This window comes from Paracoccaceae bacterium Fryx2 (assembly GCA_032334235.1).
In the GTDB taxonomy this organism is placed as follows: domain Bacteria; phylum Pseudomonadota; class Alphaproteobacteria; order Rhodobacterales; family Rhodobacteraceae; genus JAVSGI01.
Window position 1 is genome coordinate 1,662,001 of sequence record JAVSGI010000005.1, and the last position, 24,672, is coordinate 1,686,672.

Genomic DNA, 24,672 nt, shown 5'->3' on the forward strand with positions numbered 1-24,672 from the left:
GATCAGACCGGGGGCTTCGGCTTCCCGGCCTTTTGGGCATCCGGGTCGGCCTGCCCGATTCCGGTGAACACAAAGCGGAACGGCACCATCCACAGGAACCCCAGCCCGACATAGATTGCCAGTTCCACCCAGAACGGCGGGCGGTCCAGCAGGTTCACCAGCGTCACCGCCAGCACGATATAGGCGGGCAGCCCCACCAGCAGGATTAACAGCGACCAGCGTCTGCGGGCACGATAGCTCAGGGCCATGTCAGCCTCCTGTCAATCCGCGAAGGGATCGGTCACCAGAATGGTGTCGTCGCGTTCCGGCGAGGTGGAGAGTAGCGCGACCGGGCACTGGATCAACTCCTCGATCCGGCGCACATACTTGACCGCCGCCCCCGGAAGCTGCGCCCAGGACCGCGCGCCGGCCGTGCTGTCCGACCAGCCCTCCAGTTCCTCGTAGATCGGGGTGACGCGGGCCTGAAGGTTGGCCGCGGTCGGCAGATGGTCCAGCCGAACGCCGTCCAGATCGTAGCCGACGCAGATCTTCAGCGTCTTGAAGCCGTCGAGCACGTCGAGCTTGGTCAGCGCGATGCCCGACACGCCGCTGGTGGCGCAGGTCTGGCGCACCAGCACCGCGTCGAACCAGCCGCAACGCCGCTTGCGTCCGGTGACGGTGCCGAATTCATGGCCGCGCTCGCCCAGCCGCTCGCCGTCGGCGTCCTTCAGTTCCGCCGGGAACGGGCCTTCGCCAACCCGCGTGGTATAGGCCTTCACGATGCCCAGCACGAAATCGATCGCCCCCGGCCCGAGGCCGGTGCCGGTCGCCGCCTGCCCCGCGATCACGTTGGACGAGGTCACGAACGGGTAGGTGCCGAAGTCGATGTCCAGCAAAGCGCCCTGCGCCCCTTCGAACAGGATGCGCTTGCCCGCACGGCGCGCCTCGTTCAGCACCTTCCAGACCGGCGCGGCATAGAGCAGCACCTGCGGCGCAATGGCGCGCAGCTGGTCCATCAGGCCCTCGCGGTCGATCGGCTCCATCTCCAGCCCGCGGCGCAGGGCGTCGTGGTGCGTCAAGAGCCGGTCCACCCGCAGCTCCAGCGTCGCCTCGTCGGCCAGATCGGCGACGCGGATCGCCCGGCGGCCGACCTTGTCCTCGTAGGCCGGGCCGATGCCCCGCCCGGTGGTCCCGATCTTGGCGGTGGCGGTGTGGCTTTCGCGCGCCCGGTCCAGTTCGCCATGCAGCGGCAGGATCAGCGGCGCGTTTTCCGCGACCATCAGGTTTTCCGGCGATATTTCAACGCCCTGCCCGCGCAGTTTTTCGATCTCGACGATCAGGTGCCAGGGGTCCAGCACCACGCCGTTGCCGATCACCGACAGCTTGCCGCCGCGCACGATGCCGCTGGGCAGGAGCGACAGCTTGTAGACCACCCCGTCGATGACCAGGGTATGGCCCGCGTTGTGCCCGCCCTGAAAGCGCGCGATGACATCCGCACGTTCGGAAAGCCAGTCAACGATCTTGCCCTTCCCCTCGTCGCCCCATTGGGCGCCCACGACGACGACATTGGCCATGGCTGATCCTTCGGCTGTGAAAACCCGCGCCCATATAGACGCCACGGCGCGGCTGTGAAACAGCTAATTCGCCGCAAGTGCCCGGCACGGGACTGGACAGCGCCCCCCGCCTGAGGCACCAGAAGAAAAACGACCGGAGCCGACCATGGGGATCTTTCTGCGCTGGCTGGGGGCCTTCGTGCTGCTGGCCCTGACCTTCAACCCGACCCAGTTGAATTTCGTCCGCTGGGCCGAGGCCAACTATGCCACGCAACTGCCGCTGACCGTGCTGCTGGGCCTGTTGCTGGCGGTCGGCTACATCATATACCTCAACGCCACGATCAACTCGATCGGCGGCTTCGGGATGCTGCTGATCGCGGCGATCTTCGGCTACACCATCTGGGTGCTGATCGACTGGGGCGTGCTCAATCTGGCCAATACCGACCTGAACCTGTGGCTCGGCATCCTTGCGCTGTCGGTGGTGCTGGGGATCGGCCTGTCGTGGAGCATCGTGCGCCAGCGCCTTTCCGGCCAGGCTTCGGTCGACGAGATCGAGGACTGAGCGCCGCAGCCTTCCCCGCCCCCGACTGAAACCCTTGCGGGCAGACGCGCATCCGCCTAGATAGGCGCGTCAGCTTTGGAAAGACCCCATGGAAAACGTTGTTCTCACCACCCATCTTATCCTCGCGCTGCTGCTTATCGGCGTCGTGCTGTTGCAGCGGTCGGAAGGCGGCGGGCTGGGCATGGGTGGTGGCGGCGGCGGCGGCGCCATGTCGGGCCGCAGCGTCGCCACCGCGCTGACCAAGCTGACATGGGTGTTCGCCATCTGCTTCATCGGCACCTCGATCACGCTGACAATCTTCGCCGCGCAGAAATCGGCCGGATCCTCGGTGGTCGAACAGTTCGGCGGCACGCCACGGGCGCCCGAGACCCCGGCCCCCGCGCCGCTGGGCGAAGACCTGCTGCCCCCGGCCCCGACCAATGCCCCGGCCACGCCGCCGCGCATCGATGACGTGGCCGTGCCTGCGGAACCCGCCGCCCCTGTCGTGGCCGAAGAACCCGCCGCACCCGAGGCCGTGACCGTAGAGCCCGCAGCCCCCGCGGTGGTCGAAGAACCCGCCGCACCCGAGGCCGCCAGTGCCACGGAGGTTGCGCCGTCGCCCGGCATTGCGCCGGTCGTGACCTACCCCCCCGCCCTCGGCTCGCCGCTGTTCAACCAGTCGGTCACCCCTGACGAACCGGAAGCCATGGCCCCCCTGCCCGAAGCCGCAGCACCCGAAGCCGCCTCGCCGGTCGGCGCGCCGATGCTCAGCTTCCCCGACTCGCTCGGTGCGCCGCTGTTCGGAAACCCGGTCGACACGATGCCGACCGATCCGGCCGGCGAACGTGCCCCGGAAGGCGGCGCCGCAGCGACCGTCCCGTCGCCCGGCATCGCCCCCGTCATCACCTATCCGCCCGTTCTTGGTTCCGGTGCTGCCGGGAACTGACCCCGAACACAACCTTTTGACCTCTCGATCAGCCGGACGACAGCATCTTGCGGTCCGGTTGCCTAAAGCCATGCAATCGGTTATATCACGACTCCCGTGATACCTCGATTCTGCATGGCCGAATCGACGCTTGAAATTCTCACGGGAGACCTCCGCATGGCACGCTACGTTTTCATCACCGGCGGGGTGGTTTCCTCCTTGGGCAAGGGTCTGGCGTCGGCGGCGCTGGGGGCCCTGCTGCAGGCGCGGGGCTTTTCGGTGCGGCTGCGCAAGCTTGACCCCTACCTGAACGTCGATCCCGGCACGATGTCGCCCTTCGAGCATGGCGAGGTCTTCGTGACCGACGACGGTGCCGAAACCGACCTCGACCTGGGCCATTACGAACGCTTCACCGGCGTCTCGGCCCGCCAGACCGACTCGGTTTCCTCGGGCCGCATCTATTCCACCGTGCTTGAGAAGGAGCGCCGTGGCGACTACCTCGGCAAGACCATTCAGGTGATTCCGCACGTCACCAACGAGATCAAGGACTTCCTGAGGATCGGCGAGGATGAGGTCGATTTCATGCTGTGCGAGATCGGCGGCACCGTCGGCGACATCGAGGGCCTGCCGTTCTTCGAGGCGATCCGCCAGTTCGGCCAGGACAAGCCGCGCGGTCAGTGCGTCTTCATGCATCTGACGCTGCTGCCCTACCTTGCCGCCTCGGGCGAGCTGAAGACAAAGCCCACCCAGCATTCGGTCAAGGAGCTGCGCTCGATCGGCCTGCAACCCGATGTGCTGGTCTGCCGTTCCGAACACCCGATCCCGGAAAAGGAACTGGCCAAGATCGCGCTGTTCTGCAACGTGCGGCAGGATGCGGTGATCCCGGCCTATGACCTCAAGTCGATCTACGAGGCGCCGCTGGCCTATCACCGCGCGGGGCTGGACCAGGCGGTGCTGGATGCGTTCGGCATCTCGCCCGCGCCCAAGCCGAACCTTTCGCGCTGGACCGACGTGATGGACCGTCTGACCCATGCCGAAGGCGAGGTACGCGTGGCCATCGTCGGCAAATACACCCAGCTTGAAGACGCCTACAAATCCATTGCAGAGGCGCTGACCCATGGCGGCATGGCGAACCGCGTCCGCGTCCGCGCCGAATGGATCGACGCCGAGATCTTCGAACGCGAAGACCCGGCCCCCTCGCTCGAAGGCTTCCATGCCATCCTGGTGCCCGGCGGCTTTGGCGAACGCGGCACCGAAGGCATGATCAAGGCCGCTACCTTCGCGCGCACCCGCAAGGTGCCCTACCTCGGCATCTGCCTGGGGATGCAGCTTGCGGTGACCGAGGCCGCCCGCAACCTTGCGGGCTTCCCCGATGCCGGGTCAGAGGAATTCGATGTCGAGGCCGGCGTGAAACGCTTTACCCCGGTGGTCTATCATCTGAAGGAATGGGTGCAGGGCAACCACGTCATCGCGCGCAAGCAGACCGATGCCAAGGGCGGCACCATGCGGCTGGGGGCCTATACCGCGGCGCTGCAACCCGGCTCGCGCGTGGCTGAAATCTACGGCAGCACCGAGATCGAGGAACGCCACCGCCACCGCTACGAGGTCGACATCCGGTATCGCGAGCGGCTGGAGGCGTGCGGGCTGACCTTCTCGGGCATGTCGCCCGATGGCCGCCTGCCGGAAATCGTCGAGATCGGGGATCACCCGTGGTTCATCGGCGTGCAGTTCCACCCGGAACTGAAATCGAAACCCTTTGCCCCGCACCCGCTGTTCGCAGATTTCGTGCGCGCGGCCGTCGAGGTGTCGCGGCTGGTCTGACCGGCCTGCCCCCGATGCGGGGGCAGCGTTGCGTCAGTGCACCGCGACCGGCGCCATGTCGTTCTGCCGGGCCAGCGCGAAAGCCAGTTGCCGGTTGGCAACCAGCGCGAGGCGCGCGCCATCGGGGCGGTGCAGGGCGTAAAGCACCTCGTGGCCCTCAGCCTGGGCCTGCAATTCCTCCGGCAGGTCGGCAACCGCCACCGCGCGGACATAGACGATCCGCTGACCGGCTTCGGGAAGCCACGGAAAACTGGCATTCATGCTGCAACTCCTTCAATCAAGGGCTGACCGGATCCGGATGGTCTGCACCATCGGCTCCGGCACGGCCCGGCTCAGATCTATATGCAAAAGCCCGTGGTCAAGGCTCGCCCCGGCAACTTCCACCCCGTCGGCCAGCACGAAACTGCGCTGGAAGGCGCGCCCCGCGATGCCGCGATGCAGGAACACCCGGCCGCAGTCGTCCTCGGCCTGACGGCCCCGGATCATCAGCTGCCGGTCCTCGACCGTGATCGCAAGGTCAGCCTCGCGGAACCCCGCGACCGCGAGCGTGATCCGGTAGGCGTTTTCCGCCACCGCCTCGATGTTGAATGGCGGATACCCGTCGCCCGCGGATTTTGCGGTGCGTTCGACCAGCCGCTCCAGCTGTTCGAACCCCAGAAGATGGGGGTGTGCCCCAAAGCTCAGTTTCGTCATCGGACGTGTCCTTGCATCAAGCGACCGCGCGACAGGCCCCGCATCCGGGCACCCGCATCATCGGATATGGGGCGCGCCGACACCGACCGCAAGCCCCCCGCGACCTGCGGCACAAAGCGCCGCCCCGGTCGGGAATTTCTTCCCGAAAGCGCCGAAAGGCGGTATATTTTCACTCCAGCCCGGCAACGACTCAAGCAACTGAGCGGTCCCCATGAACGCGCCTACCGAACTGACCCACGAAGACATGATCCGCATCCGCCTTGACGTGCTGCGCCGGGAGCATCGCGATCTCGACGATGCGATCCACGCGCTGCAACATGCCGGGCGCGCCGATCCGCTGACGCTGCGGCGGCTGAAAAAGCAGAAGCTGGCGCTGAAGGATCACATCGTGAAGATGGAAGACAATCTGATCCCCGACATCATCGCCTGACACTTGGTCAACTTGCCCCTGCCCCCGCCGTCGCTATAGTGCGCCGCTCAATCAAGGGGGCACGGCATGGGCATAGAGGTGGGAATCATCATGGGCAGCCAGTCCGACTGGCCCACGATGAAGGAGGCGTCGCTGATCCTCGACGACCTCGGCGTGGCCTGGGAGGCGAAGATCGTCTCGGCCCACCGCACCCCCGACCGGCTGTGGGACTATGGCAAGACGGCAGTGACACGCGGCCTGCGGGTCATCATCGCGGGGGCTGGCGGCGCGGCACACCTGCCCGGCATGATGGCCTCCAAGACCCGCTTGCCGGTGATCGGCGTGCCGGTGCAGACCAAGGCCCTTTCCGGCGTGGACAGCCTCTATTCCATCGTGCAGATGCCCAAGGGCTATCCGGTCGCGACCATGGCGATCGGCGCGGCGGGTGCGGCCAATGCGGGCCTGCTGGCCGCGGGGATTCTCGCGCTGAACGATGCCGCCCTTGCCGCGCGGCTCGACGCCTGGCGGGCCGCCCTGTCGGCGTCGATTCCCGAGGAACCGCAGGATGTCTGAACCCCTTCCCCCCGGCAGCACCATCGGCATTCTTGGCGGCGGCCAGCTTGGCCGGATGCTGGCGGTCGCCGCCAGCCGCCTCGGCCTGCGCTGCCACATCTTCGAGCCGGGCGCCAACCCGCCCGCAGCCGACGTGGCCCATGCCGTGACCTGCGCCCCCTTCGACGACCGGACGGCGCTGACCGAATTTGCCGCCTCGGTCGATGTCGTCACCTACGAATTCGAAAACATCCCGACTGATGCGCTCGATCTGATCGAGGCGCTGCGCCCGATCCGCCCCAACCGCCACGCCCTTGCCACCAGCCAGGACCGCATTGCGGAAAAGGACTTCCTGACCCGCCTCGGCCTGACCACCGCCCCCTACCGCGCCGTCTCAAGCCTGGCGGACCTGCACGCCGCCATTGCCGCCATCGGCACGCCGGCGATCCTCAAGACCACCCGCATGGGCTATGACGGCAAGGGGCAGGCGCGCATCCTCACCGCCGCCGATGCCGATGGCGCCTGGGCCGCCATGCAGGGCGCTGCCTGTGTGCTGGAAGGCTTCATCGACTTCAGCCGCGAGGTTTCGGTCATTGCCGCCCGCGGCCTAGATGGCTCGGTCGCCTGCTACGACCCCGGCGAAAACGTCCACCGCGACGGCATCCTGCACACCACCTCCATCCCCGCCCGCCTGTCCCCCGCCCTGCGCAGCGACGCGATTCTCGCCGCCGCCCGCATCCTGAACGCGCTCGACTATGTCGGCGTGCTGGGGGTGGAGCTGTTCGTGACCCGCACCGGCCTGATCGTCAACGAGATCGCGCCGCGCGTCCACAACTCCGGTCACTGGACGCAGAACGGCTGCGCGGTCGATCAGTTCGAACAGCACATCCGCGCCGTGGCGGGCTGGCCCCTGGGCGACGGGTCGCGCCACAGCGATGTCGTCATGGAAAACCTGATCGGCAGCGACATGGCGCGGGTGCCAGACCTCGCGCGCGAACCCGACACCGCCCTGCACCTTTATGGCAAGCCCGAGGTGCGTCCGGGCCGCAAGATGGGCCACGTCAACCGCATCACCCGCGGCTCTGCCTGAACCGCTCAGGCTTCCGGCGTGTTGGTGTCGTCGCCGCCCTGGCCGATCCGCTCGCGCCCGGCGGCGGCCAGGGCCTCGTAGCGCGCCCGGAACACGTCAAGACTGGCCGCATCCAGTTCCTCCAGGTCCAGCAGCGCATTGTGCGCCCCGCTGGTCGCCCGGATCAGTTCGTCCAGCTTCAACTGGATCGCCTGGGTGTTGTTGCGCGACAACCATCTTGGCCGGTGCCGACAACCACCTTGGCCGGTGGGGCTGAACGGAAGACGGGCATGCCCGTCTGGAGGGCAGCCCCACCGGCCTGATTGATTTCGGGGAAGGTGCTGGTCGCTGCGGGTTGGTAAGCCGGGTTCCTCTGCCGTCAAACGGAGGATCCGGGTTGGCCTACAAACCCATCAACGACCAGCAATTGAGATTATACATGTCCGACCTCCGATATCACAGTCAGCGCACGTCGGCCGCCCGCGCCGGGTTCAGCGAGCGCACGGCCCGACGGTTCGATGCCAACCCGACGCTGCCCTCGAACCGCAAGATCGTTCACGGGCGCACGGTGGCCGATCCCCTCGAGGGTTATTGGGAGGGCGACATCCTTCCCTTGCTGGAGAGGGACAGCGCCTTGCAGGCCGTCACCCTGCTGCGCCACCTTCAGGGCCTGCACCCGCTGGCCTTCCCCGATGACCGGATCCGGCGCACCCTGGAACGGCGGGTGCGGCAGTGGCGGGCGCTGAACGGACCCGAGCGCGACATCATCTTCCGCCAGACGCCGGAGCCGGGCCGCATGGCCCAGTCCGACTTCACTCATGCCGAGGAGCTGGAGGTGACGATCGCGGGCCAGCTATTCCCGCATCTGCTCTACCACTTCGTCATGGTCTACAGCCGGTGGGAGCATGTCGGGGTGGTCCTGGGCGGGGAGAGCTTCACGGTGCGGATTTCGCGGAGAATGGGCGCTGATTTCGCGCGATCGTGGGCACGCGTTTCGCGCCATTCTGGGCAGTCATTTCACGGGATCGTGGGCAGGCTGGCCGACGCTTTCATGGAGTCAGGCTTGAACGATTTGGTCAAGCTTTTTTGTGACGGCGGAGCGCCTGCGCAGGCTTTCACCTGAGAGGGTGAGGCGGTGTGCGTTGTGAACGAGGCGGTCGAGGATGGCATCTGCGAGCGTTGGGTCGCCGATGGCTTCGTGCCACTGGTCAACGGGGAGTTGGCTTGTGACGATGGTGGAAGCGCGGCCGTGGCGGTCTTCGAGGATTTCCAGCAGGTCACGGCGCTCCGGGGCGGTGAGGACGGCGAGGCCCCAATCGTCAATGATCAGCACATCCATGCGGGCGATGGTTTTGAGGATGCGTTCATGGCGGCCATCGCCACGGGCCAGAGCAAGGGCCTCGAACATGCGCGGCGCACGTTGATAGAGGACGGGCCGCCCATCCCGGCACGCCTTGTGGCCAAGGGCGCAGGCGATCCAGCTTTTGCCCAAACCGGTCGGCCCGGTTATCAGCAGGTTCTCGTGCCGGGCGATCCAGCCGCCATCGGCAAGATGCGCCATGACACTGCGGTCAAGACCACGTGGGCTGCGCAGGTCCAGATCCTCGACGCTGGCATCTTGGCGCAGAGCCGCAAACTTGAGCCGGGAGGCCAGTTTCTTGGTGTCGCGCTCTGCAGCCTCGCGGTCGACCAGCAGGCCGAGACGCTCTTCGAACGAGAGGGCGTCGAAGGCGGTTGACCTGCGTTGTTCTTCGAGCGCCGATGCAATGCCGGTCAGGCCGAGCGCCAACAGTCGGTCGTGGGTGGGATGGGTCAGCATTTTAGTCCTTTCTCAATGGTAATAGCTGCCGCCACGAATGTTGGCGTGCTGGAGGGGGGCGACCTCTTCGGAGCCTTCCAGGAAGGCGCGATCGAGGCCGGTCTTGAGGATCGAACGAATGGAGGTGACGGTGCGGGCCCGGATGGTCACACCCCGCTGGCAGGCCGCATCAACGCGCTCCGGCCCATAGGTTTTGACCAAGGCCAGCACACCCAGGCAGGTGCGGAACCCCTGTTCAGGATGGGGGCGGTCAGCCATCACCATCTCGCAAAAGGCGGCGACGGCGGGGCCGGTCTTGGTTGCCTGCGCCAGCATTCTGGCCGGGGTCCATTCGGCAAAGCGACGATGGGCCGATGGCATATGGTCGGCCACGGTGACATGGCTGCGCCGCCCCGGGGTGCGCACGTGGCTCGCAACCCTCTGACCACGATGGAATATCTCGACCGTCTGGCCGCTTGTGCGAACATCGACCTCTTGTTTGATCAGCGCGAAGGGCACGGAATACCATGAGCTGTCGACCTCAACGTGATAGTCGGGTGCCACGCGGGCGCGCTTCCAGCGGGCGAAGACATAAGGTTCGGGCGGTAGGGGCTGAAGATTGGGCCGATCCAAAGTGGCAAACAGATCGGCGCGGCTGGCGCCATAGCCGCGCATCACGCGCATGTTCAACTCGTCCAGCAGCCGCCGGATCGCCACGTTCAACTCGGCCAATGAGAAGAACCGGTGGTTCCGCAGCCGCGCCAGAATCCAGCGTTGTGCCACTTGGACAGCCACTTCCACCTTCGCCTTGTCCCGGGGTTTGCGCGGCCGGGCGGGCAGAACGGCGGTGCCATAATGCGCCGCCATCTCGGCATAGGTCCGGTTCAGCCCCGGATCAAACCGGTCTGCCTTGATCACGGCGGACTTCAGATTGTCCGGAACCACCGCCTTTGGCACGCCGCCCAGAAAGGCGAACATCCGGATATGCGCGAGGATCCAATCTTCCAACCCCTCCGATGCCACCGCCTCGGCATAGGTGTGATTCGATGCCCCCATTGCCGCCACGAACAGCTTCATGGCCCGCGCTTCGCCGGTCGTGGGGTCGATCACGTCGATGGTGTCGCCGGCAAAGTCAACGAACACCTTCTCGCCGCCCACATGTGTCTGGCGCATCGTCGGGCGCACCCGACCCTTCCAAGCCTCGTAATGCGTGCAAAACCAAGTATAGGCAAAACCCCCGGGGTGCGCGGCACGGTATTCTTCCCAGAGCAGCATCCGCGTCACCCCAGGGCGGCGCAACTCGCGGTCAATCTCCGCCCAGTCGGGCACAAGCCGCTCCGCGTCCGGCACCGTGGGCGGGGCTGGAAACAAAAGAAGTTCAAGGCTGTCGTCATCGATCCCCTCCGGCAAGGGCCACGTGAGCCCGGCATGACGCGCCCGTTGGGTGTAGCTTCCGACGCTCCCCTTGCTCAGACCGAGGGAAGCGGCAATGGACCGCTCGCTCAGGCCTTGCCCAAGCTTCAATCGCAAAACATCTCGTATCCGGCGCATGTTCAATCGTCCTGTCGGCATCAAGCCACCCCTTCATTCCTGAAGGCGCAACTATCCTCAATTTGCCGACCAGACCTGCCCGCGATCCCGCGAAATCAGTGCCCAGCTTCACGCGAAATGACTGCCCATGATCCCGTGAAATCGATGCCCACCATCAAGCGAAACACGCACTTCACGGCCTTGGCCGAGAACCTGCAGCAGGCGCTCTGGTCGCTCGGCGGGGCACCACAGGAGCATCGCACCGACAGCCTCTCGGCCGCTTTCCGCAACCTGACGGCTGACCAGCGCCAGGATATCACCACGCGCTACAATGCCTTCGTCGGCCATTACGGCATGGAGGCCAGTCGCAACAACCGCGGGGAAGCTCATGAGAACGGCGCGGTGGAATCCCAGAACCGGCACCTGAAGAAGGCCATCGAACAGGCGCTGATCCTGCGCGGCAGCCGCGACTTCGCCAGCATTGAGGACTACCGCCGCTTCATCGACATTCTGGTGGCACGGCGCAACCGGCAGCGGGCGATCGCGGTTCAGGCGGAACAGGCGCATCTGAAGCCCCTGCCGTCCCGGCGCACCACCGACTTTACAGAGACCGTGGTTCCGGTCACCCGCACCAGCGGCTTTCTGGTCAAGAGCATCTTCTACAGCGCCCCGTCGCAGCTGATCGGGCAGCGCTTGCGGGTCCACCTTTACGACGATCGCCTTGAGGCCTTTCTCGGCAGCACCCTGGTCGTCAGCCATACAAGGGCGCGTGGTCGCGGCGACGGCCATCGCGTGCATGTCATCAACTACCATCACGTCATCCACGCGCTGCGGCGCAAACCGCAAGCCCTGTGGAGTTCGATCTACCGCGACAGCCTGTTCCCGCGAACCGAATACGCTGCAGCCTGGCAGGTGCTGCAGCGTGATCTGCCCCGCCGCGACGCCTGCCGCCGCATGGTCGACCTGCTGTTCATCGCCCACGACCGGGCCTGCGAGGCGGAACTGGCACATCTGCTGGCAGCAGAATTGGACGCGGGCCGGGTGCCCGATCCCGGACCTCTGGCATCCTGCCTGAACCCGCGGCAAACGGCGCTGCCGAGAGATGTTGCCGTCGCCCATCCCTCGCTCGACAGCTTCGATGCCCTTCTGGGAGCCTGCGCATGACCTCCCGCGAGATCGACATCCACACGCTGCCAGGCATGCTGACCGCGCTGCGCCTGCCCAGCTTCCACAAGCTTTGGGCCGACATCGCCACCCGTGCCGACACCGAAGGCTGGCCCGCTGCCCGCTTTCTGGCTGTCCTCGCGGAATACGAACTGGCCGAGCGCGACATGCGCCGCATTCAGCGCCACATGAACGAGGCACAGCTACCGGCTGGCAAGACGCTGGCGACCTTCGACTTCAAGGCGCTGCCAACCCTGCCGCGCGCCCGGATCGAGGCCTTGGCGGCCGGCGACTGGCTGGAGGGTGGCGGCAATCTGATCGCCATCGGCAATTCCGGCACGGGCAAAACGCACATTCTCTGCGCGATAGGCCATGCCCTGATCGAGCGGGGACACCGCGTGTTCTATACCCGCACCAGCGATCTGGTGCAGCGACTTCAGGCCGCCCGCCGCGATCTGGTGCTCGAAGCCGCGCTCGCCAAGCTCGACAAGTTCGACCTGATCATCCTCGACGACATCACCTACGCCCACAAGGATCAGGCCGAGACAGGCGTGCTCTTCGAGCTGATCGCCCGGCGCTACGAATGCCGCAGCATCGCCATCGCCGCCAACCAGCCCTTCAGCGGCTGGGACCAGATCTTCCCGGACAAGGCGATGACCGTCGCCGCCATCGACCGGCTGGTTCATCACGCAGCGATCCTGGAGATGAATGCCGAAAGCTTCCGCCAGCGCGCGGCCGCCTCCAACAAAGAGGCGCTGAGCAGACCGCCAACGACAACCATCGCCGACAACAAGGACAAAGGAGAAGGCTGAGCGAAAAACAATTCCAGATACGCCAACCCAGCGGCCTAAAACCGGCCAACGTGGTTGACGGTCACGGACATGCTGGTTGACGCGCTACAGGGTGTCGCGGTTCTGGGTGTTCTGGATCAGGAATACCATCAGAAAGGTGATGATCGTGGTGCCGGTGTTGATCACCAGTTGCCACGTGTCGCTGAAGCCAAACAGCGGCCCGGTGACCAGCCAGGCCACGATCACCGTCAGGGCCAGCACGAAGACCCCCGCCCGCCCGCAGAACCTCGACGTGGCCTTCGCGAATGCCGCGTAGTGTAACCTTGCACCCATCTCGTCTCTCCTGACCCCGGCGATCCGGACGCATGGCCCCGCGGGCCTGCATATGACCAGTCATCGTCTCGCGTCAAAGCGGAAACGCCGCCGGGGCGCCAGACCTGGATGAGCCCCCGGCGATGGGACGCACCGCCCGGGCGGAATCCTCCGGCGGGGCGGCCCGAGAAGGGCAGCGCAATGCCCGCCCGGGCCGCAGGGTGCCGACCGCGCCGCCTGGGCATGGACAAATGCCGCACGCAGGGCCAGCCTGCGGTCATGAAACATCGTGGCCCCCGTCTTGCAGCCCGTGCCCTGATCCTGCAGCAGGACCGGCTCCTGCTGGTCAACGCCTATGGCGGCGGCCGGTCCGACCTGTGGTGCGCGCCGGGGGGCGGGGCCGAGCCCGGCACCTCCCTGCCCGAAAACCTGATCCGCGAGGTGCAAGAGGAAACCGGCCTGACCGTCGCGGTCGGCCCGCCCGCGCTGATCAACGAATTCCACGACCCGGCCACCGGGTTCCACCAGGTCGACATCTACTTCCGCTGCACCATCACGGCAGGCGGCCTCGACCCGCGCTGGCGCGACCCCGAAGGCGTGGTCACCGACCGGCAGTTCTTCAGCCGCGCGGCTCTGGCCGGCATCCGCTTCAAGCCCGACAGCCTGCCCGACGCCGCATGGGGCACTCCGGCCGGGCCCGGCGGCCTGCTCTACGACCCGCTGGAGATCATCGTGCGATGAGCCGTGCCTTCGTGCGCGAACACGGCACCGGGCTCGACCCGTGGCCCGACCTGCCGCTCAGCCCGCATCCGAATGTCGTGACACCGCGCGGTCTGGCCGCCCTGCAGGCGCGGCTGGCCGAAACGCAGGCACGGCTTGTCGCCCTGCGCGCCCGGCCCGACCGGCTCGACCGCCTGCCCGAGGCCGCCGCCGAGCGGGACATCCGCTACCTGGAGGCCCGGCTGCGCAGCGCCATCCCCAGCGATCCGCTGGACAGGCCGCTGACCGAGGTCGCCTTCGGGCTGCGGGTCACCGTCTCGGATCCGGCAGGCCGACCGACCACCTACGAGATCACCGGCGAGGACGAGGCCGACGCGTCCCGCCACCGCATCGCCCCCCAGGCGCCGCTGGCCCGCGCGCTGCTGGGGGCAGAGGTCGGTGACCGCATCGACTGGCGCGGCACGACGCTGGTGATCTGCGCCATCCGCCACCCCGAAGAGTGAACATGCCGCGCATCCGCCCGCTGCGCCCCGCCACCGACCGCGACGCCGTGCGCAGCCTTCACGACCGCGCCGCCGACTACATCATGCTGGAATCCGGTCTCGCCCCCGACGACGCGCTGACCGATGCCTTCTTCAGCGATGCCCCGCCCGGCGCCGATCCGGCGGCCTCGCTGCGGCTTGGCCTGTTTTCGGACGACGGCTCGCTGGCGGCGATTGCGGAAATGTCGTTCGGCTACCCCGAACCCGGCGACGCCTACATCGGCCTGATGCTGATCGACGCGGCGCGGCGCGGCCGGGGCCTTGGCCCGGTCCTGCTCGACCACCTGATGCAGGAGGCCCGCGCCCGCGGCGCCCCGCGCCTGCTGCTGGCGGTGCTGGAGGCCAACCCGCGCGGCCGGGCCTTCTGGGAGCGCCACGGGTTCCGCGAAACCCTGCGCACGCCGCCGACGCTCATGGGCATCCGCACCCATGTCCGCATCCGCATGGAACGCGATCTCTGACCCGCCCATTCACCTTTGCTCAAATATCCCCGCCGGAGGCTCCGCCGCCACCGCCAGGGCCAACGGCAGCAAAGCAAAAGGGGCCCCTCGCGGGGCCCCTTCCGGTTTTCAACCCTTTGGGGGGTTGATCACATCATGCCGTCCATGCCGCCCATGCCGCCCATGCCGCCGCCCATGCCGCCGCCAGCACCTTTCGGCTCCGGACGATCGGCAATCATGGCTTCGGTGGTGATCAGGAGCGACGCGACCGAAGCCGCATCTTCCAGCGCGATCCGCACGACTTTCGCCGGGTCGATCACGCCGAACTTGAACATGTCGCCATATTCTTCGGTCTGCGCGTTGAAGCCGAAGGTCTTGTCGGTCGACTCGCGGACCTTGCCCGCAACCACGGCCCCGTCGACACCGGCGTTCTGCGCGATCTGGCGCAGCGGTGCTTCCAGCGCGCGGCGCACGATGGCGATGCCGGCGTTCTGGTCGGGATTGACGCCGGTCAGGCCGTCAAGCGCCGAGGCCGCCTGCATCAGCGCCACGCCGCCGCCGACCACGATGCCTTCCTGCACGGCGGCGCGGGTCGCGTTCAGCGCGTCATCGACGCGGTCCTTGCGCTCTTTCACTTCGATCTCGGTCATGCCGCCAACGCGGATCACCGCAACGCCGCCAGCCAGCTTGGCCACGCGCTCTTGCAGCTTTTCCTTGTCGTAGTCGCTGGTGGTGTCTTCGATCTGCTGACGGATCTGGGCGACGCGCGCCTGGATCTCCGCCTTGTCACCGGCACCGTCGACGATGGTGGTGTTGTCCTTGGTGATCGTGACCTTCTTGGCGCGGCCGAGCATGTCGATGCCGACATTCTCCAGCTTCATGCCCAGATCGTCGGAGATCACCTGACCGCCGGTCAGGATCGCCAGATCCTGCAGCATCGCCTTGCGACGATCACCGAAGCCCGGCGCCTTGACGGCAGCGATCTTCAGGCCGCCGCGCAGCTTGTTCACGACCAGCGTGGCAAGGGCTTCGCCTTCAACGTCTTCCGAGATGATCAGCAGCGGCTTTTGCGACTGGATCACGGCTTCCAGCAGCGGAACCATCGGCTGCAGCGACGACAGCTTCTTCTCGTGCAGCAGGATCAGGACGTCTTCCAGATCGGCAATCATCTTGTCCGGATTGGTGACGAAGTAGGGCGACAGGTAGCCGCGGTCGAACTGCATCCCTTCGACGACTTCGGTTTCCGTTTCCAGACCCTTGTTTTCCTCGACGGTGATCACACCCTCGTTGCCGACCTTCTGCATCGCTTCCGCGATCTGACGGCCGATTTCGGATTCGCCGTTGGCCGAGATGGTGCCGACCTGCGCCACTTCGGCGGTGTCGGAAACCGGACGGGCAGCGGCCTTGATCGCAGCCACGACCTTGGAGGTGGCCAGGTCGATGCCGCGCTTGAGGTCCATCGGGTTCATGCCGGCGGCCACGGCCTTCAGGCCGTCCTTGATGATGGCCTGCGCCAGCACGGTCGCGGTGGTGGTGCCGTCGCCGGCCTCGTCATTGGTGCGGGAAGCGACTTCCTTCACCATCTGCGCGCCCATGTTCTCGAACTTGTCGGCGAGTTCGATTTCCTTGGCTACCGTCACACCGTCCTTGGTGATGCGCGGGGCGCCGAAGGATTTGTCGATCACCACGTTGCGGCCTTTGGGGCCCAGCGTGACCTTCACGGCGTCGGCGAGAATGTTCACGCCGCGCAGCATGCGGTCGCGGGCATCGGATTCGAATTTGACGTCCTTAGCAGCCATTTTGTCAGCTCCAGTCTTCTTGGATTTCAGTTGTCGGCGATATTCGGCATGGGGCGATCAGCGTTGCGGCGAACGCCCCGGTCCACCTCAGTGGATGATGCCCAGAATGTCGCTTTCCTTCATGATCAGCAGCTCTTTGCCGTCGATCGTCACTTCGGTGCCCGACCATTTGCCGAACAGCACGCGGTCACCGGCCTTCACGCCAACGGGGATCAGTTCGCCCGAATCCTTGCGCGCGCCTTCGCCGGTCGAGATCACTTCGCCCTCGGCGGGCTTTTCCTTGGCGGTATCGGGGATGATCAGCCCGCCCTTGGTCTTTTCTTCGCCTTCGATGCGACGGACCAGCACACGGTCATGAAGCGGTTTGAATGCCATCTGAGAACACTCCCTAGGTTCCAGGTTGAATATGATTGGCACTCAGCAGTGGTGAGTGCCAACAACCCCTAACTAGGCATCCCGGCGGCGCCTGTCAACGCTCCATCGGGTAAAAATCGCGATGCACCCTTGGCCCGGGGGCGCACGCGTGCCACCTATCGGGCGACACCCGAAGGAGCCGCCATGCCCCGCCTGCTTGCCAGCCTTGCCGCCCTGCTGCTGATTGCCGCCGCCCCGCTGCGCGCCGAATGCGTCGGGCGCAACCTGATCGAAACCGCCCCGCCCGCGATGCAGGCCCAGCTTGACGCGGCGCTGGCAGGCCAGCCCTTTGCCGAGGGCAACCTGTGGCAGGCCCGGCGCGGCGACCAGATCGTGACGCTTGTCGGCACCTACCACTTCCCCGACCCGCGGCACGACGCGCTGCTGAACCGCGTCTCCCCCCTGCTGGCAGAGGCGAAGACCCTGCTGGTCGAGGCGGGCCCGGACGAGGAGGCGGCGCTGAAGGCCGCGATGGGCCGCGACCCCGGCCTGATGCTGATCACCGAAGGCCCCTCGCTGCTGGAACAGATGGGCCCCGACGACTGGAAGGCGCTTGCCGCCGCGATGCAGGCGCGCGGCGTGCCCTCGGTCATGGCGGCAAGGTTCAAGCCCTGGTATGTCTCGGTGATGCTGGCGATTCCGCCCTGCGCGATGGAGCAGGCGAAGAGCGGGCAGGGCCTCGACAAGCGGATCACCGATCTGGCGGTGAGCCGGGGCCTGCCGGTCCGGGCGCTGGAACCGTGGAACACCGTGCTGACCCTGTTCGACGCGATGCCCGCCGCCGAACAGCTTTCGATGATCCACGCCACCCTGCCGCTGGAAGGCATGGTCACCGACATGTCGGTGACCCTTGGCGACGCCTATTTCGCGCAGGACAGCCGCCGGGTCTGGGAATACATGCGCCTTGTGTCCTACGACATGCAGGGGGCAACCCGGGCCGAGGTCGATGCCGAATTCTCGCGGATGGAGGACACGCTGATGATCGCCCGCAACCGCGCCTGGCTTCCGGTGATCGAGGCGGCGCTGGCCGATGGGCCTGTGGTCGCAGCCTTCGGCGCGCTGCACATGTCGGGCCCCGAGGGCGTGGCGGCCCTGCTGGAACGCGCGGGCTTTACCCTGACGCGCCTGCCGATCTGACCTGTTGCTGCAACGCAGCATTGCGCCGCAGGCGCACCGCGGCGGCGTGACATCCCGAATGGGCGGGCCTATAAGGCGCCAAATTCACGCAGCAAGGCGCACCCCCATGATCAAGGTTTTCGGCCACAAATCCCCCGACACCGATTCGACCGGCTCTCCCATCATCTGGGCCTGGTATCTGACCGAGGTGAAGGGCACCCCCGCGATCCCGGTGCTGCTGGGCGAACCCAACACCGAAGCCCTGTTCGTGCTGAAACGCTGGAACCTCGACAAGCCGGCCATCATCCACAACGTCGACGCCGCCGACACCTGCGTGATCGTCGACACCAACAACCCGGCCGAGCTGCCCTCGGGCATCAACGACGCCAAGGTGATCGGCATCATCGACCATCACCTTCTGGTCGGCGGCATCAAGACCAAGACCCCGATCGACATCACCATCCGCCCGCTGGCCTGCACCGCCACCATCCTGCACGACCTGATCGGCGCCGATCTGGCGCAGGCCCCCGCCGCGATCAAGGGCGCGATGCTGTCGTGCATCCTGTCCGACACGCTGGAGTTCCGCAGCCCCACCACCACCCCGCATGACCGCGCGGTGGCCGAGGCGCTGGCCGCCGAACTGGGCGTCTCGATCCCCGAGTTCGCCGCCGAACTGTTCGCCGCCAAATCCGACGTGTCGCATTTCTCCGATGCCGAACTGCTGCGGATGGATTCCAAGGAATACGAGGTCGCGGGCAAGCAACTCCGCGTCTCGGTGCTGGAAACCACCGCGCCCAAGGTGCTGCTTGACCGCAAGACCGCGCTGATGGCGGCGATGCCGAAAGTGGCTGCCGAGGACGAAGCCGATCAGGTGCTGCTGTTCATCATCGACATCCTGCGCGAGGAGGCCACGCTGCTGGTGCCGAACGATCTGGTAAAGCAGATGGCCGAAGCCTCGTTCCCCTGCACCGTCACCGGCGACACCGTGGTGCTGCCCGGCGTGATGAGCCGCAAGAAACAGATCATCCCGGCACTGAAACTCTGATACTGCTGGCCGGGCGGCACTGCTGCCCGGCCCCTGCCCTGCTGCGGGCCTCCCCTTCGCTTCCCCGAAAGGCTGCTCCGAATGACCCGCATCATCGCCACGCTGTCCGAGATCTCCGCCGACTACCCGGCGGTTTACTGCGACCTCTGGGGCTGTTTGCACAATGGCCGCACCGCCTTTCCGGCTGCGGTGGCGGCGCTGGAAGCCTACCGCGCGCAGGGCGGCATCGTGGTGCTTCTGACCAACTCGCCGCGCCCGAAACCCGCGGTGATCACCCAGCTGGACAGCATCGGCGTTCCGCGCGACTGCTATGACGAGGTGGCCTCCTCGGGCGATGCCGCACAATACGGCCTGCTGGCGGGTGCGGTCGGCCGCCGCGTGCATCACATCGGCCCCGACCGCGACAGCAGTTTCTTCACCGATTTCGCGCCCGACCTGCAGGACATGGCGCGTTCGGCACCACAGATCACCCGCGTGCCGCTGGATCAGGCGGAAGGGCTGGTCTGCACCGGCCTGTTCGATGATCAGACCGAAACCCCCGAAGACTATCGCGCCACGCTGCTGATGGCCAAGACCAGGGGGCTGAAACTGCTGTGTGCCAACCCGGACCTTGTGGTGGATTTCGGTGACAAGCGCATCTATTGTGCCGGGGCCATCGCACAGGCCTATGATGCGATGGGCGGCACCAGCCTCTATTTCGGCAAGCCGCACCCCCCGATCTACGACCTCGCCCGCCGCCGCCTTGCCGCCCTGGCCCCGGGCCTGGAAGACCGCGTGCTGTGCATCGGCGACGGCATCGGCACCGATGTGCAGGGCGGCGTGGCCGAAGGGCTCGACGTGCTGTTCGTCACCGGCGGGATCGACGCCGAAAGCTTCGGGGCCGACCCCGCCCACCCCGACGCGGGCCTGCTGGCGGCCTGGCTCGCAGGTCGCCAGATTGACCCGGGCTATGCCATCGGCCACCTGCGCTGATAGCAAAGCAACAATATTGCGCCACTCGCCCCGCCGTTGAAGATATGTTTCCCAACCCGATTGCGCTGCAGCGCAGCATAAGCTATGCTGCAAGGCAGTAATTGGAACGGGATTCGCAGGATGCTCGACAATATGCCCCGAGGCACGATCTGCATCGAAGACATCGAAATCGGCATGACCCGGTCGCTGCAAAAGCTGGTCACCGACCGCGACATCGAATTGTTCGCCGAGGTGTCGACCGACCGCAATCCCGTGCACCTGGATGACGACTATGCCCGCGACACGATCTTTCAGGGCCGCATCGCTCACGGAATGCTGACCGCTGGGCTGATTTCGGCGGTGATCGGCGAACAGCTTCCCGGCCATGGCACCGTCTATCTTGGCCAGTCGCTGAAGTTCATGGCCCCTGTTCGCCCCGGCGACATGGTTCTGGCGGTGGTCAAGGTTACCGCGATCGACCACGCCCGCCGCCGGGTGACCCTTGAAACCCATTGCGCGGTGGGTAATACCGTTGTCCTGAAGGGCGAGGCGCTGGTTCTGGCGCCCAGCCGGAAATTCGACTGACGGCGGGCGCCCCCCGCCACCCGGGGGACGATGCGGATTCATCAGCACTGGCAAGGGCTTGGGCCAAGCGACCAAGGCGCATCCGTCGCCATGGGAAATTTTGACGGCGTGCATCTCGGCCATCGCGCGGTGATCGACCTTGCGCGCAACGCCGCCCCGCTGGGCATCGTGACCTTCGAGCCCCACCCGCGCGAGGTCTTTGCCCCCGAAGCCCCGCCCTTCCGCCTGATGAACGCCGAGGCGCGGGCCAACCGGCTTGCCAAGCTGGGTGTGGCACAGCTATACCAGCTGCCGTTCGACGCCACCCTTGCCGCCTTTACGCCCGAGGCGTTCGCGCGCGAAGTTCTGGCCCGCGGGCTTGGCGTCAGCCATGTCGTGGTCGGCGCCGATTTCTGCTTTGGCCGTGGCCGCAGTGGCAAGGCCGCCGATCTGCAGGCACTTGGCGCGCAGCTTGGCTTTCGCGTGACCATTGCCGACCTGGTGCAGACGGGCGGGCGCGAAATCTCCTCGACCGCGGTCCGCGAGGCGCTGACTGCGGGGCGACCGCGCGATGCGGTGGCGATGCTGGGCCACTGGCACCGCATCGAAGGCGAGGTGCTGCATGGCGCAAAGCGCGGCCGCGAACTTGGCTATCCGACCGCGAACATGAGCGTCGCGGGGCTGCATCTGCCCCGGCTCGGGGTCTATGCCGTCAAGGTCGACGTGCTGACCGGCCCGCAGGCGGGCAGCTACATGGGGGCAGCCAGCCTGGGCGTGCGCCCGATGTTCGGCCAGAACCAGCCGAATCTGGAAACCCATCTGCTGGATTTCACCGGCGATCTTTACGGGCAGCACCTGTCGGTCGCCTTCGTCGACTACCTGCGCCCCGAGCTGAAGTTCGACGGCCTGCCCGCGCTGATCCGCCAGATGCGGGCCGATTGCGACGAGGCCCGCGCGATTCTGTCCGCCGCCTGACCCCCCGCGATTTTTCTACGAAAAATCAACCCGGCCTTTCCTTTTCCCTACGCGCAAAGCACCCTGACCGCATGACGAAACTCCGCCCCAGATTCTGGGAAACCGTGCCCCTGAAGAAGATGACCCCCGCCGAATGGGAGGCATTGTGCGACGGCTGCGGCAAGTGCTGCCTGAACAAGATCGAATACGAGGATACCGGCGAGATCGCCTTCACCCGCGTGGCCTGCAAGTTGCTGGATGGCGAATCCTGCCGCTGCACCCACTACGAGGTCCGCCGCCAGTTCGTGCCCGACTGCGTGCAGCTTTCGCCCGCGACGCTGCCGAAAATCGCCTACTGGATGCCGCGAACCTGCGCCTACCGGCTGCTCTACGAAGGCAAGAAGCTTTACCCTTGGCACCCCCTGATCAGCGGTGACCCCAATTCGGTGCATGACGCCGGCGCCTCGGTGCGCGGCTGGACCGTGCCGGAGTTCGAGGTGCTGGAGGAAGACTGGGAAGACCATATCATCGAGGAGACGCCGTGATGTTCTTTGCCTCGGACAACGGCTCGGGCGCGCCTGATGCGGTGATGGCGGCGCTGGCACGCGCCAATGCGGGCTTTGCCATGCCCTACGGCCGCGACCCGATGATGGACGAGGTGCGCGACCGCATCCGCACCACCTTCGAGGCTCCCGAGGCGGCGGTCTATCTGGTGGCCACAGGCACCGCCGCCAATGCGCTGGCGCTGGCGGTGTGCTGCCCGCCGTGGGGCGCGGTGTTCTGCCACCGTCACGCCCACATTGCCGAGGACGAATGCGGCGCGCCGGAGTTCTTTACCAACGGCGCCAAGCTGGTGCTGATCCAAGGTGAGCATGGCCGCATGACGCCGGATGCGCTGGCACGGGCCATCGCTTCCACCGGCGGGTCGGTGCATGGCGTTCAGCCCGGCATGGTCAGCATCACCAACACGACCGAGGCGGGCACGATCTACACCGCCTCCGAGGTGGCGGCGCTGACGGCGGCCGCGAAGGGCCTGCCCTGCCACATGGACGGCGCGCGCTTTGCCAATGCGCTGGTCGCCAGCGGGGCCACCCCGGCAGAGCTGACGTGGCGCGCGGGCATCGACATCCTGTCTTTCGGCGGCACCAAGAACGGCTTGCTGGGGGTCGAGGCGGTGGTGATCTTCGATGCCGCCAAAGCCTGGGAGTTCGAACTGCGGCGCAAGCGGGCCGGGCATCTGTTTTCCAAGCACCGCTATCTGTCTGCACAGATGCTGGCCTATCTGACCGACGATCTGTGGCTGACCCTCGCGTGCCATGCCAACGCGATGGCTGCCCGGCTGGCGGCGGGTATCGCCGCCATGCCGGGGGCGGGGCTGATCCATCCGGTCGAGGCCAACATCGTCTTTGCCCATTGGCCGGCCGAAGGTCATGGCAGGGCGCAGGCCGCAGGGGCGGTCTATTACCCGATGCCGGGGCCGCCCGGCGCCGCGCGGCTGGTCTGCTCGTGGTCCACAACCGAGGCCGATGTCGACGGGTTTCTGGCGCTGATCGGCTAGCTCGCCGCCAGATGCGCGTTCACGGCCACGGCCACGGCCTGCGCGTGGGTGATCGGAACCATGTGCCCGGCCCCCGGCACCACATGGCGCCTGACCATCGGCAGGCGACGGCAAAGTTCGCCCTGAATCGCCGCGATGACCGGCGGGCTGTCGCCGCCTTCCAGCAGCAGCACCGGAACGCCGAGGCTTTCCAGCCGCATCTGCGCCGGCATCCCCGCCGCATCCTTCAGCAGCACCGGGCTCTGCGCCACCACCAGCGGGATGCGGTGCAGGATGTAGCGCCGCTGCGCATCTGGCAGGTCGGCATAGGCGCCGGTGCCCCAGATGCCGTGGAACATCGCTGCCGCATCCTCGGGCCGACCTTCGGCCTGCGCCCGCGCAAATGCCTGATGCTCGGCCATGAACGGACCAAACGCCGGATCGTCGGCGCTGCGGGCGGCGGCGAACAGCACCGGCTCGATCAGCACGAGCGAGCGCACCCGCTCCGGCCGCTCCAGCGCCAGCCGCAGGGCGACCGTGGCGCCGAAGCTGTGGCCGATCAGGTCGATGGGGGCACCCGCGCCGAGCCGTGCGGCCAACTCGTCCGCGATGCGGGTGGAAAGGCCGTGCAGATCCTGCCTCCCGTCCCAGTCGGCGCTGCGGCCATGGCCGGGCAGGTCGGGCGCGGTGACGCTGACGCCCTCCAGCCGCTCGGCCAAGGCACCCCAGGCCCCGGCATGGGCAAGGCTGCAATGCAGCGCCAGCACCGGGCGCGGGCCGTGAGCCCAAGCGCGCCACGCCGTGCGGTGGCCCGCGATCATGTCTTCGGGCATCAGAGCATCCCGGCCAGATGCGCGTCCAGATCATCAAGCCGGTCCTGCCCCCAGAACATCTCGTCGCCCACGATGTAGAACGGCACGCCGAACACGCCGTGCGCCACCGCCGCTTCAAGGTTGGCACCATAGGTTTCGGCCGCCGCCAGCATCCCCCGGTCGGCGGTGCGCGGGTCGAAGCCGTGCGCCACCAGCAGGTCGCGCACCACGTCGTCATCAGCGATGTTGCGCTCCTCGGCCCAGACGGCGCGGGCGAAGGCATGGATCAGCGCCGAAAGATCGCCGCCCCCCGCCCGCCCGGCGGCAATGATGGCATAGGCCGAAGGCGCGGGATTTACCGGCCAGAACATCGGCCTGAGGTTGATCGGCAGCCCGGCCTTCTTTGCCTGACGCCGCAGCTCCTGCAGACGGTAGGCCCTGCGGCTCTCGTGCCGCTCGGCCAGCGGCAGGCCGCCGGTCCGCGCAAACAGCGCCGCGGGGTCCAGCGGCTTCCAGTCGATCGCAGCGCCGTGGCGGGCGGCAATCGCCTCCAGCCGCTGCCCGGCGAGATAGACATAGGGCGAGACGACGGAGAAATAGCATTCGATCTGCTGCATGGCGGCAATGGCGTCCTTTGGGCG

At 66.8% G+C, this 24,672-nt stretch carries 31 protein-coding genes; 19 read left to right on the top strand and 12 right to left on the bottom strand.

The genetic code is table 11. The features are described 5' to 3' along the window. Positions 1-2: 2 nt before the first annotated feature. Positions 3-248, bottom strand: coding sequence for a DUF2842 domain-containing protein (locus RNZ50_17275; protein ID MDT8856746.1), 246 nt, complete (start codon positions 246-248; stop codon positions 3-5). 12 nt (positions 249-260) lie between these two features. Beyond that, entirely contained in the window at positions 261-1,553 is a 1,293-nt protein-coding gene (locus RNZ50_17280) for an adenylosuccinate synthase (protein MDT8856747.1), read from the bottom strand. A gap of 145 nt (positions 1,554-1,698) precedes the next feature. Here RNZ50_17280 and RNZ50_17285 point away from each other — a divergent pair, with 145 nt between their 5' ends. The 3 genes from RNZ50_17285 to RNZ50_17295 all read left to right on the top strand — a co-directional run bounded on the left by RNZ50_17285 (position 1,699) and on the right by RNZ50_17295 (position 4,819). Further along, positions 1,699-2,094 carry a DUF6524 family protein gene (locus RNZ50_17285; protein MDT8856748.1) on the top strand — a complete coding sequence of 132 codons (396 nt, stop codon included), beginning with the start codon at positions 1,699-1,701 and terminating at the stop codon, positions 2,092-2,094. Between the two features lie 88 nt (positions 2,095-2,182). After that, the gene (gene secG, locus RNZ50_17290; protein ID MDT8856749.1) at positions 2,183-3,019 is read left to right on the top strand and encodes a preprotein translocase subunit SecG; all 837 of its coding nucleotides are present in this window, start codon (positions 2,183-2,185) and stop codon (positions 3,017-3,019) included. A gap of 156 nt (positions 3,020-3,175) precedes the next feature. Then, positions 3,176-4,819, top strand: coding sequence for a CTP synthase (locus RNZ50_17295; GenBank protein MDT8856750.1), 1,644 nt, complete (start codon positions 3,176-3,178; stop codon positions 4,817-4,819). 33 nt (positions 4,820-4,852) lie between these two features. Here the strand turns inward: RNZ50_17295 and RNZ50_17300 are convergent, their stop codons facing one another. Continuing rightward, positions 4,853-5,080 carry a DUF1150 family protein gene (locus tag RNZ50_17300; protein MDT8856751.1) on the bottom strand — a complete coding sequence of 76 codons (228 nt, stop codon included), beginning with the start codon at positions 5,078-5,080 and terminating at the stop codon, positions 4,853-4,855. A gap of 12 nt (positions 5,081-5,092) precedes the next feature. Beyond that, positions 5,093-5,512 (bottom strand): Hsp20 family protein, encoded by a 420-nt coding sequence (locus RNZ50_17305; GenBank protein ID MDT8856752.1) that lies wholly within the window; start codon positions 5,510-5,512, stop codon positions 5,093-5,095. Between the two features lie 211 nt (positions 5,513-5,723). Between RNZ50_17305 and RNZ50_17310 the strand changes: the two genes are divergently transcribed. The 3 genes from RNZ50_17310 to RNZ50_17320 all read left to right on the top strand — a co-directional run bounded on the left by RNZ50_17310 (position 5,724) and on the right by RNZ50_17320 (position 7,563). Then, a complete protein-coding gene (locus tag RNZ50_17310) occupies positions 5,724-5,942 on the top strand; it encodes a DUF465 domain-containing protein (GenBank protein ID MDT8856753.1) in 219 nt (72 codons plus the stop codon). Positions 5,943-6,008: 66 nt separating this feature from the next. After that, positions 6,009-6,494: a 5-(carboxyamino)imidazole ribonucleotide mutase gene (purE, locus tag RNZ50_17315; GenBank protein ID MDT8856754.1), complete on the top strand. Its 486-nt coding sequence runs from the start codon at positions 6,009-6,011 to the stop codon at positions 6,492-6,494. Then, positions 6,487-7,563 carry a 5-(carboxyamino)imidazole ribonucleotide synthase gene (locus RNZ50_17320; GenBank protein ID MDT8856755.1) on the top strand — a complete coding sequence of 359 codons (1,077 nt, stop codon included), beginning with the start codon at positions 6,487-6,489 and terminating at the stop codon, positions 7,561-7,563. The genes purE and RNZ50_17320 overlap by 8 nt, the downstream gene beginning before the upstream one ends. A gap of 5 nt (positions 7,564-7,568) precedes the next feature. Here RNZ50_17320 and RNZ50_17325 read toward each other — a convergent pair whose 3' ends face one another. Continuing rightward, a complete protein-coding gene (locus tag RNZ50_17325; protein MDT8856756.1) occupies positions 7,569-7,775 on the bottom strand; it encodes a low affinity iron permease family protein in 207 nt (68 codons plus the stop codon). Positions 7,776-7,939: 164 nt separating this feature from the next. On the opposite strand from RNZ50_17325, the gene RNZ50_17330 reads away from it, so the two are divergent. Further along, the gene (locus RNZ50_17330) at positions 7,940-8,665 is read left to right on the top strand and encodes a hypothetical protein (protein ID MDT8856757.1); all 726 of its coding nucleotides are present in this window, start codon (positions 7,940-7,942) and stop codon (positions 8,663-8,665) included. On the opposite strand, the gene istB (RNZ50_17335) is transcribed toward RNZ50_17330, so the two are convergent. Together istB (RNZ50_17335) and istA are read right to left on the bottom strand one after the other, a co-directional pair. Beyond that, entirely contained in the window at positions 8,600-9,361 is a 762-nt protein-coding gene (gene istB / locus RNZ50_17335; protein MDT8856758.1) for an IS21-like element helper ATPase IstB, read from the bottom strand. The two genes, RNZ50_17330 and istB (RNZ50_17335), sit on opposite strands and share 66 nt — an antisense overlap. A 12-nt stretch (positions 9,362-9,373) precedes the next feature. Continuing rightward, positions 9,374-10,912, bottom strand: coding sequence for an IS21 family transposase (gene istA / locus RNZ50_17340; GenBank protein ID MDT8856759.1), 1,539 nt, complete (start codon positions 10,910-10,912; stop codon positions 9,374-9,376). 96 nt (positions 10,913-11,008) lie between these two features. Here istA and RNZ50_17345 point away from each other — a divergent pair, with 96 nt between their 5' ends. Beyond that, a complete protein-coding gene (locus tag RNZ50_17345; protein ID MDT8856760.1) occupies positions 11,009-12,034 on the top strand; it encodes a hypothetical protein in 1,026 nt (341 codons plus the stop codon). Continuing rightward, positions 12,031-12,846: an IS21-like element helper ATPase IstB gene (gene istB / locus RNZ50_17350; protein ID MDT8856761.1), complete on the top strand. Its 816-nt coding sequence runs from the start codon at positions 12,031-12,033 to the stop codon at positions 12,844-12,846. The genes RNZ50_17345 and istB (RNZ50_17350) overlap by 4 nt, the downstream gene beginning before the upstream one ends. 84 nt (positions 12,847-12,930) lie before the next feature. On the opposite strand, the gene RNZ50_17355 is transcribed toward istB (RNZ50_17350), so the two are convergent. Then, on the bottom strand, positions 12,931-13,158 hold the full coding sequence (locus RNZ50_17355; GenBank protein MDT8856762.1) for a low affinity iron permease family protein: 228 nt from the start codon (positions 13,156-13,158) through the stop codon (positions 12,931-12,933). 258 nt (positions 13,159-13,416) lie between these two features. On the opposite strand from RNZ50_17355, the gene RNZ50_17360 reads away from it, so the two are divergent. From RNZ50_17360 to RNZ50_17370, 3 genes are read left to right on the top strand one after another with little or no spacing between them, the layout of a single operon-like run. Then, complete coding sequence (locus tag RNZ50_17360) at positions 13,417-13,878, top strand: NUDIX domain-containing protein (protein ID MDT8856763.1); 462 nt, start codon at positions 13,417-13,419, stop codon at positions 13,876-13,878. Continuing rightward, positions 13,875-14,360 carry a GreA/GreB family elongation factor gene (locus tag RNZ50_17365; GenBank protein MDT8856764.1) on the top strand — a complete coding sequence of 162 codons (486 nt, stop codon included), beginning with the start codon at positions 13,875-13,877 and terminating at the stop codon, positions 14,358-14,360. Before RNZ50_17360 ends, RNZ50_17365 begins: the two co-directional genes overlap by 4 nt. Positions 14,361-14,362: 2 nt before the next feature. Next, on the top strand, positions 14,363-14,860 hold the full coding sequence (locus RNZ50_17370; protein MDT8856765.1) for a GNAT family N-acetyltransferase: 498 nt from the start codon (positions 14,363-14,365) through the stop codon (positions 14,858-14,860). Positions 14,861-14,988: 128 nt separating this feature from the next. Here RNZ50_17370 and groL read toward each other — a convergent pair whose 3' ends face one another. Next, positions 14,989-16,638, bottom strand: a complete 1,650-nt coding sequence (groL, locus tag RNZ50_17375; GenBank protein MDT8856766.1) for a chaperonin GroEL — start codon at positions 16,636-16,638, stop codon at positions 14,989-14,991. A gap of 87 nt (positions 16,639-16,725) precedes the next feature. Further along, positions 16,726-17,013: a co-chaperone GroES gene (locus RNZ50_17380; GenBank protein MDT8856767.1), complete on the bottom strand. Its 288-nt coding sequence runs from the start codon at positions 17,011-17,013 to the stop codon at positions 16,726-16,728. Between the two features lie 183 nt (positions 17,014-17,196). On the opposite strand from RNZ50_17380, the gene RNZ50_17385 reads away from it, so the two are divergent. From RNZ50_17385 to RNZ50_17415, 7 genes are all read left to right on the top strand, one after another. After that, entirely contained in the window at positions 17,197-18,189 is a 993-nt protein-coding gene (locus RNZ50_17385) for a TraB/GumN family protein (GenBank protein ID MDT8856768.1), read from the top strand. A 106-nt stretch (positions 18,190-18,295) separates the two neighbouring features. Then, a complete protein-coding gene (locus RNZ50_17390; GenBank protein MDT8856769.1) occupies positions 18,296-19,213 on the top strand; it encodes a manganese-dependent inorganic pyrophosphatase in 918 nt (305 codons plus the stop codon). Positions 19,214-19,294: 81 nt separating this feature from the next. Further along, a complete protein-coding gene (locus tag RNZ50_17395; GenBank protein ID MDT8856770.1) occupies positions 19,295-20,185 on the top strand; it encodes a TIGR01459 family HAD-type hydrolase in 891 nt (296 codons plus the stop codon). Positions 20,186-20,305: 120 nt separating this feature from the next. Continuing rightward, positions 20,306-20,749: a MaoC family dehydratase gene (locus RNZ50_17400; protein ID MDT8856771.1), complete on the top strand. Its 444-nt coding sequence runs from the start codon at positions 20,306-20,308 to the stop codon at positions 20,747-20,749. 30 nt (positions 20,750-20,779) lie between these two features. Then, positions 20,780-21,703 carry a bifunctional riboflavin kinase/FAD synthetase gene (locus RNZ50_17405; protein MDT8856772.1) on the top strand — a complete coding sequence of 308 codons (924 nt, stop codon included), beginning with the start codon at positions 20,780-20,782 and terminating at the stop codon, positions 21,701-21,703. A gap of 71 nt (positions 21,704-21,774) precedes the next feature. After that, positions 21,775-22,227 carry a YcgN family cysteine cluster protein gene (locus RNZ50_17410; protein MDT8856773.1) on the top strand — a complete coding sequence of 151 codons (453 nt, stop codon included), beginning with the start codon at positions 21,775-21,777 and terminating at the stop codon, positions 22,225-22,227. Next, complete coding sequence (locus RNZ50_17415; protein MDT8856774.1) at positions 22,227-23,240, top strand: beta-eliminating lyase-related protein; 1,014 nt, start codon at positions 22,227-22,229, stop codon at positions 23,238-23,240. Before RNZ50_17410 ends, RNZ50_17415 begins: the two co-directional genes overlap by 1 nt. Here the strand turns inward: RNZ50_17415 and RNZ50_17420 are convergent. Together RNZ50_17420 and RNZ50_17425 are read right to left on the bottom strand one after the other, a co-directional pair. Further along, positions 23,237-24,052, bottom strand: a complete 816-nt coding sequence (locus tag RNZ50_17420) for an alpha/beta hydrolase (protein ID MDT8856775.1) — start codon at positions 24,050-24,052, stop codon at positions 23,237-23,239. The two genes, RNZ50_17415 and RNZ50_17420, sit on opposite strands and share 4 nt — an antisense overlap. Further along, the gene (locus RNZ50_17425; protein ID MDT8856776.1) at positions 24,052-24,648 is read right to left on the bottom strand and encodes a 2-hydroxychromene-2-carboxylate isomerase; all 597 of its coding nucleotides are present in this window, start codon (positions 24,646-24,648) and stop codon (positions 24,052-24,054) included. The genes RNZ50_17420 and RNZ50_17425 overlap by 1 nt, the downstream gene beginning before the upstream one ends. Positions 24,649-24,672: the final 24 nt, after the last annotated feature.

What these genes read in the sequence shown, in the direction of transcription:
- RNZ50_17370 (MDT8856765.1), top strand. Translation starts at nt 14,363, where the DNA reads ATGCCGCGCATCCGCCCGCTGCGCCCCGCCACCGACCGCGACGCCGTG.
- RNZ50_17280 (MDT8856747.1), bottom strand. Translation starts at nt 1,553, where the DNA reads ATGGCCAATGTCGTCGTCGTGGGCGCCCAATGGGGCGACGAGGGGAAG.
- RNZ50_17380 (MDT8856767.1), bottom strand. Translation starts at nt 17,013, where the DNA reads ATGGCATTCAAACCGCTTCATGACCGTGTGCTGGTCCGTCGCATCGAA.
- RNZ50_17295 (MDT8856750.1), top strand. Translation starts at nt 3,176, where the DNA reads ATGGCACGCTACGTTTTCATCACCGGCGGGGTGGTTTCCTCCTTGGGC.
- RNZ50_17385 (MDT8856768.1), top strand. Translation starts at nt 17,197, where the DNA reads ATGCCCCGCCTGCTTGCCAGCCTTGCCGCCCTGCTGCTGATTGCCGCC.
- RNZ50_17405 (MDT8856772.1), top strand. Translation starts at nt 20,780, where the DNA reads ATGCGGATTCATCAGCACTGGCAAGGGCTTGGGCCAAGCGACCAAGGC.
- RNZ50_17300 (MDT8856751.1), bottom strand. Translation starts at nt 5,080, where the DNA reads ATGAATGCCAGTTTTCCGTGGCTTCCCGAAGCCGGTCAGCGGATCGTC.
- secG (MDT8856749.1), top strand. Translation starts at nt 2,183, where the DNA reads ATGGAAAACGTTGTTCTCACCACCCATCTTATCCTCGCGCTGCTGCTT.
- groL (MDT8856766.1), bottom strand. Translation starts at nt 16,638, where the DNA reads ATGGCTGCTAAGGACGTCAAATTCGAATCCGATGCCCGCGACCGCATG.
- RNZ50_17390 (MDT8856769.1), top strand. Translation starts at nt 18,296, where the DNA reads ATGATCAAGGTTTTCGGCCACAAATCCCCCGACACCGATTCGACCGGC.
- RNZ50_17285 (MDT8856748.1), top strand. Translation starts at nt 1,699, where the DNA reads ATGGGGATCTTTCTGCGCTGGCTGGGGGCCTTCGTGCTGCTGGCCCTG.
- istB (MDT8856758.1), bottom strand. Translation starts at nt 9,361, where the DNA reads ATGCTGACCCATCCCACCCACGACCGACTGTTGGCGCTCGGCCTGACC.
- RNZ50_17395 (MDT8856770.1), top strand. Translation starts at nt 19,295, where the DNA reads ATGACCCGCATCATCGCCACGCTGTCCGAGATCTCCGCCGACTACCCG.
- istB (MDT8856761.1), top strand. Translation starts at nt 12,031, where the DNA reads ATGACCTCCCGCGAGATCGACATCCACACGCTGCCAGGCATGCTGACC.
- purE (MDT8856754.1), top strand. Translation starts at nt 6,009, where the DNA reads ATGGGCATAGAGGTGGGAATCATCATGGGCAGCCAGTCCGACTGGCCC.
- RNZ50_17420 (MDT8856775.1), bottom strand. Translation starts at nt 24,052, where the DNA reads ATGCCCGAAGACATGATCGCGGGCCACCGCACGGCGTGGCGCGCTTGG.
- RNZ50_17410 (MDT8856773.1), top strand. Translation starts at nt 21,775, where the DNA reads ATGACGAAACTCCGCCCCAGATTCTGGGAAACCGTGCCCCTGAAGAAG.
- RNZ50_17415 (MDT8856774.1), top strand. Translation starts at nt 22,227, where the DNA reads ATGTTCTTTGCCTCGGACAACGGCTCGGGCGCGCCTGATGCGGTGATG.
- istA (MDT8856759.1), bottom strand. Translation starts at nt 10,912, where the DNA reads ATGCCGACAGGACGATTGAACATGCGCCGGATACGAGATGTTTTGCGA.
- RNZ50_17400 (MDT8856771.1), top strand. Translation starts at nt 20,306, where the DNA reads ATGCTCGACAATATGCCCCGAGGCACGATCTGCATCGAAGACATCGAA.
- RNZ50_17275 (MDT8856746.1), bottom strand. Translation starts at nt 248, where the DNA reads ATGGCCCTGAGCTATCGTGCCCGCAGACGCTGGTCGCTGTTAATCCTG.
- RNZ50_17310 (MDT8856753.1), top strand. Translation starts at nt 5,724, where the DNA reads ATGAACGCGCCTACCGAACTGACCCACGAAGACATGATCCGCATCCGC.
- RNZ50_17320 (MDT8856755.1), top strand. Translation starts at nt 6,487, where the DNA reads ATGTCTGAACCCCTTCCCCCCGGCAGCACCATCGGCATTCTTGGCGGC.
- RNZ50_17360 (MDT8856763.1), top strand. Translation starts at nt 13,417, where the DNA reads ATGAAACATCGTGGCCCCCGTCTTGCAGCCCGTGCCCTGATCCTGCAG.
- RNZ50_17305 (MDT8856752.1), bottom strand. Translation starts at nt 5,512, where the DNA reads ATGACGAAACTGAGCTTTGGGGCACACCCCCATCTTCTGGGGTTCGAA.
- RNZ50_17355 (MDT8856762.1), bottom strand. Translation starts at nt 13,158, where the DNA reads ATGGGTGCAAGGTTACACTACGCGGCATTCGCGAAGGCCACGTCGAGG.
- RNZ50_17345 (MDT8856760.1), top strand. Translation starts at nt 11,009, where the DNA reads ATGACTGCCCATGATCCCGTGAAATCGATGCCCACCATCAAGCGAAAC.
- RNZ50_17365 (MDT8856764.1), top strand. Translation starts at nt 13,875, where the DNA reads ATGAGCCGTGCCTTCGTGCGCGAACACGGCACCGGGCTCGACCCGTGG.
- RNZ50_17425 (MDT8856776.1), bottom strand. Translation starts at nt 24,648, where the DNA reads ATGCAGCAGATCGAATGCTATTTCTCCGTCGTCTCGCCCTATGTCTAT.